The sequence below is a fragment of the Gordonia sp. DT101 genome (genome assembly GCF_049844895.1).
GTDB lineage: Bacteria > Actinomycetota > Actinomycetes > Mycobacteriales > Mycobacteriaceae > Gordonia.
This window is the reverse complement of the sequence record NZ_JBNCLX010000001.1, coordinates 1,355,308-1,366,158: the sequence shown is the minus strand read 5'-3', so window position 1 is coordinate 1,366,158 and position 10,851 is coordinate 1,355,308. Positions and strand designations below refer to the sequence as shown.

7 protein-coding genes and 1 pseudogene are annotated in these 10,851 nt (G+C 66.7%); 2 read left to right on the top strand and 6 right to left on the bottom strand.

The annotated features are described in order from the left end of the window. Window positions 1–259: 259 nt before the first annotated feature. Window positions 260–1,253, top strand: a pseudogene (locus tag ACLQ3I_RS06505) (acyl-CoA dehydrogenase family protein); the annotation flags it as partial. An 8-nt stretch (window positions 1,254–1,261) separates the two neighbouring features. Here ACLQ3I_RS06505 and ACLQ3I_RS06500 read toward each other — a convergent pair. Genes ACLQ3I_RS06500 through ACLQ3I_RS06485 form a run of 4 tightly spaced genes read right to left on the bottom strand, consistent with a single transcriptional unit; the run spans window position 1,262 to window position 6,080 of the window. After that, window positions 1,262–2,620 carry a dipeptidase gene (locus tag ACLQ3I_RS06500; protein ID WP_425800672.1) on the bottom strand — a complete coding sequence of 453 codons (1,359 nt, stop codon included), beginning with the start codon at window positions 2,618–2,620 and terminating at the stop codon, window positions 1,262–1,264. A 36-nt stretch (window positions 2,621–2,656) separates the two neighbouring features. Continuing rightward, the gene (locus tag ACLQ3I_RS06495; RefSeq protein ID WP_425800670.1) at window positions 2,657–4,189 is read right to left on the bottom strand and encodes an MFS transporter; all 1,533 of its coding nucleotides are present in this window, start codon (window positions 4,187–4,189) and stop codon (window positions 2,657–2,659) included. A 20-nt stretch (window positions 4,190–4,209) separates the two neighbouring features. Further along, window positions 4,210–4,614, bottom strand: coding sequence for a hypothetical protein (locus ACLQ3I_RS06490; protein WP_425800668.1), 405 nt, complete (start codon window positions 4,612–4,614; stop codon window positions 4,210–4,212). Beyond that, window positions 4,611–6,080: an APC family permease gene (locus ACLQ3I_RS06485; RefSeq protein WP_425800666.1), complete on the bottom strand. Its 1,470-nt coding sequence runs from the start codon at window positions 6,078–6,080 to the stop codon at window positions 4,611–4,613. Before ACLQ3I_RS06485 ends, ACLQ3I_RS06490 begins: the two co-directional genes overlap by 4 nt. 333 nt (window positions 6,081–6,413) lie before the next feature. Between ACLQ3I_RS06485 and ACLQ3I_RS06480 the strand changes: the two genes are divergently transcribed. Then, a complete protein-coding gene (locus tag ACLQ3I_RS06480) occupies window positions 6,414–6,620 on the top strand; it encodes a hypothetical protein (protein WP_190267370.1) in 207 nt (68 codons plus the stop codon). A gap of 18 nt (window positions 6,621–6,638) precedes the next feature. Here the strand turns inward: ACLQ3I_RS06480 and ACLQ3I_RS06475 are convergent, their stop codons facing one another. Further along, window positions 6,639–9,299, bottom strand: a complete 2,661-nt coding sequence (locus ACLQ3I_RS06475) for a LuxR C-terminal-related transcriptional regulator (RefSeq protein ID WP_425800664.1) — start codon at window positions 9,297–9,299, stop codon at window positions 6,639–6,641. Window positions 9,300–9,430: 131 nt separating this feature from the next. Then, window positions 9,431–10,771 (bottom strand): DUF2252 domain-containing protein, encoded by a 1,341-nt coding sequence (locus tag ACLQ3I_RS06470; RefSeq protein ID WP_425800662.1) that lies wholly within the window; start codon window positions 10,769–10,771, stop codon window positions 9,431–9,433. Window positions 10,772–10,851: the final 80 nt, after the last annotated feature.

Genomic DNA, 10,851 nt, shown 5'->3' with positions numbered 1-10,851 from the left:
AGGACACCAACAACATCTGCCCGTCATAGGAAACGAAAAGCCCGCATCACCATCAACTGGAAACAACCATATCGGGGGGCACCGACAAGATCGGCTGACAAGCGTTTGTGGAGGCTTGGTTTCGATACGCACGCTCGTTCCTCGCGGGCTACTCAACCAGCAGGATGGGTACACGCGCTTTGTTCGCGGCTACTCGACCAGCGGATGGGTACACGCGCTTTGTTCACGGTTATTCGACGAGCGGGATGGGCGCACCCGGCTGGTCGAGAACGCCTACCGTCTCGCCGACGAGCTCCTCTTCCCGGCAGCGGCGGAGGTGGACCACACCGGCGTGATCCCGGCCGGGCATTGGCCCGCGATCGCCGACGCCGGGCTGTTCGGGATCGCGGCACCCGAGAAGTCCGGCGGGCCCGGCCTTGAATTCGCACAGCTCATCGAGGTGATGGAGGTGATGGCCAGCGGCTGTCTCACCACTGCGTTCACCTGGTTGCAGCATCACGGCGTGGTCATCACCCTGGCCGCCACCACGAACGGGGCGCTGCGCGATGAACTCTTCGAGGCCACCGTCTCTGGACGGCTACGCGCCGGGGTCGCATACGCCGGCGTGGTACCCACACCGCCTCGGATGCGGGCCACCCGCGTCGACGGCGGGTGGCGCTTCGACGGGTACGCGCCGTTTGTGAGCGGTTGGGGCATCGTCGATCTGTTGCAGATCTCCGCACGCGACGTGGCCACCGACGAGGTGATCGCCGCGATCCTGCCGATCGAGCCGGCACCGTCGGCCGTCACCGTCACTTCCGTTGCATCTGGGCGCGGCCGACGGGACCCGAACGGTGTCACTGAAACTCGACGGTCTCGTGATTCCCGACTACCGGGTGGTGAGCCGGGTCGATCTCGACGTCTTCTTCGCGTCGCAGAACATCGGCGTCCGGATCAACGGCACACTTCCGCTGGGGCTGCTCCGACGATGCGCAGCACTGCTCGACGTCTCCAGCCACACCGATGCCGCCCGCGCCCTGCGCGAGCGCAGCAGCATCGTGCGGACGCGGCTCGACGACGGCATTACCGATGCGGCCGGGCTGATCTCAGCCAGGGCGGAAGCCGCCACGCTCGCCCTGGACGCCTCGGCCGCGCTGGTGGCCGCCGAGGGCGGACGCCGGCTGCTTCGCGGCAGCCACCCCGAGCGCCCGGCACGCGAAGCCGTGTTCACCCTGGTCGCCGCGAGCCGTCCCCAGCTGAAAGACCTTCTGGTGGCCCAGATTCAACTCCGGCTGAGGCGGGTGGGGTACTCCCGCAGGAACATCGCCTCCACCGCCGCCATGTTCTCGATCTCGGTGGGATCCACACTCTCGTTGGGTGCATGGATGAGGCAGAGCGGCTCCTCGACGCCGAGGAGCATGATCTCCGCGTCCGGGAACGTCTGGGCGAACACATTGCACAACGGGATCGAGCCACCCTGCCCTTGCAGCAGGACGTCGGTGCCGTAGGCGGTCGTCATCGCATCGACCATCGTGTCGAAACCGGCTCCCGAGGTGGATCCGGTGAATGGCGAACCCTCGGACTCCCGCTCGAACGACACCTTCACGTGCCACGGGGCCGCATCCCCGAGGTGTGCGATGAGCGCATCTTGCGCCTCGCGTGCGTTCATCCCCGGCGGCACACGGAGGTTGATGCGGGCGCGGGCCTTTGCCTGAATGGCCGCCGACGACCCGACGACCGGCGGGCAATCGATGCCCAGCACGGTCGCGGCCGGGCGCGCCCAGACCATGTCCGACACTCGTCCCGAGCCGACGAGGTCCACGCCGTCGAGCACGGTGGCGTCTCGCCGGAACGCGTCTGCCGGATAGTCGACGCCCTCCCAGACCGCATCTGATCTCAGGCCGGCCACGGTGGTGTTGCCGTCAGCATCCCGGAGGCTTGCGAGCATCGAGATAAGCGCCGCCAACGCATCCGGCGCCGCACCACCAAACATTCCGGAATGCATTGCCGACGCGAGGGTTTCGACGCTGACGACGATGTTCGCGATACCTCGGAGGCTCGTGGTGAGGCTCGGTCGCCCCACCGCGAAGTTGCCGGCATCGCACACCAGGATCGCGTCTGCCCTCAGCAGTTCGGGGTTCTTCGGCACAAAATCCTCGAGACCGCCGGTGCCCTGCTCCTCGGAGCCCTCGCCGATGATCTTGATGTTCACCGGGATGTCGCCGTCCAGTGCGCGCAAAGCGGTCAGGTGGGTCGCGATGTTGCCCTTGCAGTCCGCTGCCCCGCGGCCGTACCAGCGACCGCCCCGCTCGGTGAGCGACCAGACTGGCGAATCCCATGCCGCATCGTCCAGCGGGGGCTGCACGTCGTGGTGGAAATACAGCAGCACGGTCGGCGCGTCATCGGGCCCGGCGAGGCTGCCGGTGACCGCCTTGCTCCCGTCCGATGTCTCGTGCGCCGCCACATCGGACAAGCCGAGTGATGTGAAGGTCTCCTGCAGCCAGTCGACCATCTTGTCGCACTCTTCGGGCGGCGACTGCGCCGGATCATGGACGGAGCGGAATCCCACCATCTCGGTGAGATCTGCCTGAGCCTGCGGCATCAGACCACGGATTCGTTCGCGCAAGGCTTCGTCACTCATCGCTGTCCCTCGATCTCGACTGTTGTTTCCAGGTTCTCATGACTCGCCGGTTCCGTCTGCCGTCCCGGCATCCTGACGCGGCCACACCCACCAGACCACCAGCGTCGCCGCCGCGATCAGTACCGCGGTGGCAACCGTCGTCACGGCCAGACCGTGGGTGAAGGCATCGACGACGGCAGCGGTGACCTTCTGTTGCAGTTCGGCCGGCAGTGTCGCCAACGCGTCCGTGTATGAGGACGAGTTGACGAGCGCGGCATGCGCCTGATCGACCTCGCCAGAGCTGAGTCCCGATTCCTGCACCGCCTCGTGGGAGTCGGCGATCGTCAGCCCGTGCGTGATCGCGGTCAGCAAGGCCACCCCGACCGCACCGCCGACCATACTCGACATCTTGAAGACGCCTGCGGCTGTTCCCGAGAGGCGTTCGGACACACCGCCGACGGCCGTGTTCGACACCGGCGTGGACAGGAGGCCGAGACCGGCGCCGATGACGATCAACGCGATCACCACCAGCCACAGGGACGAATCGGGTTGCAGCGGACCGAGAACAGCCGTCCCCGCGGCCAGCACCACCAATCCGACGAGCACGGGGAGGCGGCCGCCCACACGTGCGTCGAGCCGGCCACCGATCGGGATGAGCGCGAAGATGCCGAAGGTCGCCAGCAGCAGGAGCAGACCCGCCTCGACCGCGCTGTATCCGCGGGCGTTCTGCAGCCAGAGAACGAGCACGTAACTGAGTCCCGCATAACCGAGATTCATCATGAGGTTGGCGACGAGGGCACCGTCGTAGGGCCGGAGACGGAAGAGCGAGAGGTCGACGAGTGGGGACGCCACCGTGCGTTCGATCAGCACCCAGGCAACGGCGAGAACCACGGCGGCGATGAACAATCCGATCACCACCGGGCTGTCCCAGCCGGCCGTCGGACCATCGGTCAGGGCGTAGAGCAACGCGAAAACCGCGAGCCCGATGGCGCCGAGACCCACCCAGTCCACCGAACGATTCGCTTTCTCGTCGCTCGCCTCGGGTGTGGCCCAGCGGATCACCAGCAACGCGATGATCGCCAGCGGCACGTTGATCCAGAACATCCACCGCCAGCCCGGACCGTCCGTGATGAGTCCACCGACGGTGGGCGCCAGCGCCTGGCCACCCCATGCGACCGCCTGCCACACCCCGAAGGCGGTCAGTTGCGTACGCCCCGAGAACTGCATCGGGATCAATGCGAGAGTGGCCGGAAGGATCAGGGCCGCACCGATTCCCATCAGTCCGCGACCGGCGATCAGAGTGGTGACCCCGGGCGCCAGTGCCGCGACGATGGAGAACACCCCGAACACGGCGATGCCGATCTGCAGCACCCTCCGCTGACCGAACATGTCCCCGAACTTGCCGGCCGCGATGACCAGGGCACCGGCCACCAGGCTGAAGGCATTGTTCGCCCACTGCAATCCGGAGAGATCCGCGTGCATCTCGTCGGCGATCGTCGGCGTGGCCACACCGAAGTCGGCGAACGCCAGCCACACGAGCCCGGCCGCGGTACAGGTCGCCGCCAGCGAGATCCAGCGGCGAGAACCCACACCAGCGGATTCCGCGTGGATCATTGTGCGTAGCGCTGATCAGCGATGAAGTCCCGCACGGTCGAGATGTTCTCCGGGCAGTAGACCTGGACTATCAGCCGAAACCCTTCGAACACGTTCTCCTTCAGGATTATCGGCCGGACATAGAACTCGCCGCCCACTCCGATCTGAGTCTTCAGTTGCCCGAGCTGCGCCTCGCTCCCGGCGGCGGCGCACACCGTGCCGCCGTCGTCGCCGAGAACCTGGGCGACCTGATCCACCGAGAACGGTGTCGCCAGACCATTCGCCTCATAGGCAGAGATCAGACTGGCTGCCTTGGCACGCGCCTCAGGACTGTTGCGGTCGTAGTCGAAGCTGACCAGCATCACGACCAGCAGCACCGCCAGGACCGCGCCTACGGTCCAATAGATCGCTTTGGGGCTCATGCCTTCTCCCCCTCGGTCTCGACCGGGAGATGCCAACTGGGTTTCCGGAATGCGATGAGCGCGGCCGGGATGATGAGGCCCAGGAGCAGGATGCCGCCGCCGACGATCGCGACGAACACCCACGGACTGCCACTGCCGAACTGTGAGGGCGGCACGAAGCTGATCGCGATCGCCGCGATCGACGAGAGGAACCCGACCGCGCACAGCAGGGGGAGAGCCGGAGCGCGGTACCCGCGCGGGTGATCGGGAGCGATCTTGCGCAGTCGATATGCGGCGATGAACAACCACAGGTACACGAGCAGATAGACCGACGTGGTGATGGTCATGAAGATCCAGTAGGCATTCGACACCGCGGGCACGAGCGCGAACAACAGCGCGAGCACGGTGGTCACCCACCCCTGGACGACCAGGATGTTCTGTTGCACACCGGCTTTGTTGGTCTTCTGCAGATAGGGCGGCAGATACCCGCCGTCCCTCGCGACGAGCAGGAGACTCCGCGACGGACCGGACAACCAGGTCATGAATCCGGCCAGGGACGCGATCACGATGGCAAGACCGATGAGAGGTACCAGCCATTGCAGGCCGAAGTGTGCGAACACCACCTCGATGGCCTGCATCACCCCGGCCGTGAGACTGATCTGGTCCGAGGGCACGACCCACGAGATCGCCAGGGGCGGCAGGATCAGGATCACCAGGACGAGGGCCACCGCCACGAACATCGCGCGCGGGAACTGTTTCGCCGGCTCCTTCAGCTCGTTGACGTGCACGGCATTCATCTCCATGCCCGAGTACGCGCCGAAGTTGCTGACGATCAGCACGACACTGGCGATACCGGTCCACGCCGGGAGCAGATGGCCACCGGTCATCGGCGCCGCCGAGGGGTTGCCCTGGAGCAGGTAGATGATGCCGAGCAGGACCAGCAGGGCGCCCGGGATGAGCGTGCCGATCAGGACACCGCTCGACGCGAGTTTGGCGATCACGCCGATCCCGCCACGCAGGGCCAGCAGCACGCCCGACCAGTAGACGACGATGATCACGACAGCCGTGAACACCCCGTTCGACGCGAGGTCCGGATCGATCACGTAGGCCAGCGTGCTCGCGACGAAGGACAGCAACGTCGGATAGTAGAAGATCGTCATCGCGAACTGATGCCAGGCCGCGGCGAAGCCCATGTTGGGCGAGATCCCCTCGGTGACCCAGCGATAGACGCCACCGGACCACCCGGACGCCAGCTCCGCCGACACCAGTGACGTCGGGATCAGGAACAGGATGGCGGGCAGCACGTAGAGGAACACACAGGCCAGCCCATACACCGCCATGGTCGGCGCCGGCCGCAGACTCGCGACCGACGACACCGTCATCAGCGCGAGGGCAGTCCAGGTGATGTAGTTGACCGGCCGCGGGGTGGCAATCGTCCCGGCTCGCCCCTTGGTCGCAGAATCGTCTTCTGCGGAATGCTCGCCCATCCAGCACACTCCTACACCGAGAACCGCCGCCGGCGACGATTCGTTGAGAGAGCTCAGCATTCCGACAGTCGCACCTGCACCGTCTCCGCACCTCACCCGCCGCGGGTGAATTGTCCAGGCACCGCTCCCGAGTCCCGTGCGTGCCTCTTCGAAGAATGGCATGGTCGGTCACTGTCGTTGTGTTGCATATGATTTGGCCACGATCTGCATGCCTCACGACGCCGGCGACGAGAATCCACCCGCACCTCACCCCTCACGGATGATGCCCCGACGACGGCCGGTGGAGGACCATCGGCAGGGGGAAGCGGACCCCGGACCATGCGGCAGGTGGACGTGAGCGCAGAGGAATACGAGTTCGTCGTCGACGGGACGTTGTCAGACCGCGCGATTGCATGTTTTCCGGAGCTGACCGCCGACATCGATCACCGACACACCACCACCCGACTCACCGGCGCGCTCACCGACACCGCGGCCGTCCGGGGAGTGATGGCCAGAATCGACACCCTGGGACTGGTTCTGCTGGAGTTTCGCGTTCGCTGATCCCCCGGCCCGCGCGGGTCAGATCAGCCCGGTCGAGCGGGCCACACTCACCGCGTCGCGTCGTGACCCGACACCCAGCTTCCGGTACACACCCCGCATGTGTGTCTTCACCGTGTTCACCGACACGGACAGGAGCTCGGCGATCTCGCCGGCCGTCTTGGCCGACGGGAGCATACTCAGCACCCGCATCTCGGAAGGGGTGAGGCGGGCATGGTCGACCCGGTCAGAGGTGGTCGCCAGCAACAGCACCCGGTCCGCGAGACCGTCGAGATGCCCGAAGGTCCCGATGTCACGCGCCAGAGCGTCCGTCACCGCAGCGCCCGCCTCGAGGAGCGGAGCCACCACACCGGTCCGATCCGCGACGCCGAGAGCCGCACTCAGGGCCAGGTGAACGGCGCGGGTCTCGCCCAATTCGCACGCCACCGCCGCCTCGAGCGACCACGCCGACGACGCGGTGTGGGGATGCAGACGTTCCGCATCACACAGGACCGGGGCCAGCGTGCGGTGCGCCGACTCCCAGCGACCATGAAAGACCTGGACCGCGGCAGACGCGACCGCAGCCTCGGGGCGAGGTCCGTGGGAACGATCCGCGATCGCGATCAGCTCGGTGACCCTGTCCGGCCGACCCACCGCCAGGCACATGTGGGTCACGCTCATCAGCAGCACGCAGGTCGGCACCGGGGCCGGGTCGTCGGCCGCCATGACCGCGAGGATTCGGCGTGCGCGGTCCGCCGACACATAACGCTCGGCAGTGCGATCGAAGGTGGCGATGAGTTCGCTCAGCTCCGTCAGGGCATCGACCACCACCACCGCGCCGGGCTGGTGCGGCTGCCCGATGAACGACAGATCAGCGGCGCCTGCGACATCGTCACGGTCGCCGAGAAGGTAGTCGGCCATCGCCACCGTCGCCGCACACCGGGCGATGTCGTGTACCCCGATGGCGCGAGTACGTGCCAGTGACATCGCGCTGACAGCAAGGGATCTCATCGACAGCGCGTCGCCCCGACACCAGGCGAGGCGCGCCAATTCGGTACCGACCCGGACGCGCAGCGGCGGCCGCGCGGCACCTTCGGCCAGAGCGAGCGCTCGCCGAAGGCGCCGCTCGGCGGAATCATGCTCTCCCACTGCACGACATCCGATGCCGGCCGCGATCAGTCCGACGATGACGAGATCGTCCGGGGCACGAGACGGCGGGTCGTCGAGAGCGGGGATGAGTCCCACCACATCGCGGCCCCGGATGCGGGCGGACACCTGCACCAGCAGTGCCCGGTACAGATGGGTCATCGCATCGTCCCCCGGGTGGGGATCATCGAGCGCCGGCGCAAGTGCCACGGCATGGTCGAGATGGGTGCTCGCACCATCGGGATCACCGGTGTCACAAGCGATCAGCGCGTGCAGCAGCGGTGACACAGGGCTGCCCGCGAGCACGGTGTGGGCGGAGTCCAGCAGCGCGAGAAGATGATTCAGGTCGCCGTCGATCGCCATCGGCAGTCCGCACTCGAGGAGGGTCGTCTCGAGCACACCGCCATCGGCGAGATCGAGCGCGAGCCGGAGTGCGCCGTGGTTTCGCCGGTTCCGCACGGACCAGGCGATCGCAGTTGTGATGATCTGTTCCCGTGCCGCAGGCTCTCGGGTCCGCAATTCCCCTCGCAGATACGCGCGGACGATACCCGGGTAGGTGTACGACCTGATACCGGAGGTGAGTCCGCCCGCGACGACGGGGAAGTTGTGGTCGACCAGGCCGCGGAGCGCACGAGCCGCGTCGACCGAGCAGATCGCGTCGGCGAGCTCCACCTCGAACTCCGGCAGGACCGCGGTCGCGGAGACGAAGTCGAACAGATCTGCCGGCAGCGCGGTGATCAGATCGCCCACCAGGTAGTCCGACACCGGCCGTGGGGAGCGCTCGAGTTGATCCAGCGCGCCGGCGACGTCCGATCTCCCGGCGAGATGATTCGCCGCGACCCTGACCAGGGCCGCCCATCCGCCGGTCAGGAACAGGAGGCGCTCGGCCGCGCCGTCGGTCAGCTCGGTGTGCTGACGGAGCATCACATCGCGTATCTCGGCCACCGTCAACGACAGAACATCTTCGCCCATCCGCGTGAAACGCGCTTCGCGGGCGTACCGATGCCACGAAAGCGGGGGATCGTGTCGCGCGATCAGCACGACCGCGACATGGGCCGGCAACACGGCGAGGAAGGTGTCGAGGCTGTGCACTCCGACGGGATCGGTCAATCGGTCGACGTCGTCGACGATCAGGACGACCGGCCGATCCGACCGCGCCAGCCGCTGCTCGAGTCGTCGCGCCGTATCGGCGAAGTCCGTCGACGGTCCCGCAGACGACAATTGTCCCGCGATCTGTGCAGGCCGGGTATCCGTCGCCTCGAGTCGCTCGTGGCACCGTCGCCAGATACGTTCCATTGATTCGGCGGGCGAGACGGCGATCTCGATGGTCAGCACATCCCGAAGTGTGCGGACCCAGGCACCTACCGCCGAGGTCTTGCCGGTATTCGCCGGGGCGCTGACGAGGATGATCGGCCCGCGTCGGGAATCAGTGGCCCGCTCGGAGGTCGGCGCGATCGCCTGATCGAGGAGTCCCGCGATCCGTGGGCGCTCCGTGACGAACGGACCTGCCTCGGCCCCGTGCACGTCGATCGGCACGTCCGCGGCACTGGCCGACATACGCTCCACCACACACCCTTCTGCGTACCCCCACCCATCATCTTGCCCGAGTCGATCGGACGTCTCGTGGATTTGGTGGGCCGTTCGCCCGGCGTGTGCCGTCAGGTCGTACCACGTTCACCCTCCGGGGCTCAGCGCAGCTCGTTCGACGGCACATCGCCACGCTCGATCGCGGCGACGAGCGACGCGTGATCTGTGTCGTTGAGCTCCGCGTACGCCGCCGCGAAATCGGAGATGGCGGAGGCGAATCCCTTGCCACTCCGGAGAAAGTCGACGATCGCCAGTCGGTCCACCGTACGCGCGTGTGCCTGCGCCAGGACACGGCCGCACAGCCGCGCATAGAGATTCATCTCGTCGGGCGTCAATGCCTCGATGACCACCGATCCCTTGCCATCGCGCAGCTGACGCACATAGAGATCGCGTCTCTCGTCGTTCTCGTCCAATCCCGAAGTCCACCCGAGGAACAGATCGCTCGCCGCCTGCAACAGTCGCTGTCCCTCGACCACTCGTTGACCCTGGTTCGGATAGGGCTGCACCGGAACATGATCCATGATCACCGACCGCTGCGCCTCTTTGAGTTGCAGGAAGAGCGGATCGCCCTGCGGTCCACGCATCAGCACGATCCAGGAACGGGTGCCCACACTCCCGACGCCGACCACCTTGCGCGCGCTGTCGACAACGGTGAACTGATCGAACAGTGCTCGGACGTAGTCCGGCAGCATCGACCGATATCCATCGATGCGCACCGCGATCCGTTCGGCGACGACGTCGGCATGGTGATCCGGGAAGAGTTCGTCAATGGGTACCAGGAGTGGTGGGTCGCTCCGGATCCGGAGGTTGCCCTCGTCGTCGGTGACGCACAGCTTGCCCACCGCCTGCAGGCTGTTGCGGTGGCGGGCCTTTCGGAGGCCTTTGACGGTGCGGGCCGCCGTGGACGTGTCAAGCGTCGAACCCACCGTCGCCAGCATCTCGTCGGCGTCGATCCGCGCATACCAGCAGTCCATGGTCGACTGGTCGGCACTGGCCACGATCCATCTCCGGTACGACTTGGCCACCTCGCGGGCGATCGCCCGGCTGGTCTTCGCGTCGAACCCGTTGTAGCGTGCCGCGACCACGAAGCTGGCCGCCAGCCGTTTCACATCCCATTCGAAGGGGCCCGGGCTGGTCTCGTCGAAGTCGTTGAGATCGAAGATCATCCGGCGCTCGGGCGTGTAGAACAGACCGAAGTTGCTCAGGTGGGCATCTCCGCACAGCTGAGCATTGACCCCCGAATCGGGTGTTGCGGCGAGATCGGCGGTCATCACGGCAGCGGCGCCGCGATAGAAGGTGAACGGGGTCGCCGCCATCCGGGCGTTGCGCACCGGGACCAGCTCTTCGACCCGCGAGGTCGCCTGCGCGGTCAGGATCCCTACCGGGTCGGCCCGGCCGGCAGGGTCCGGGCAGGTCGCCAACTCGGGAATCGTCGCGGACATCTGCGCCTCCTCGTCCCTCGAACGAGAATTCTCCCACTCGATGCGCCCGAGTGGCACGGATTCAGCCGGTCGCCGCTCCG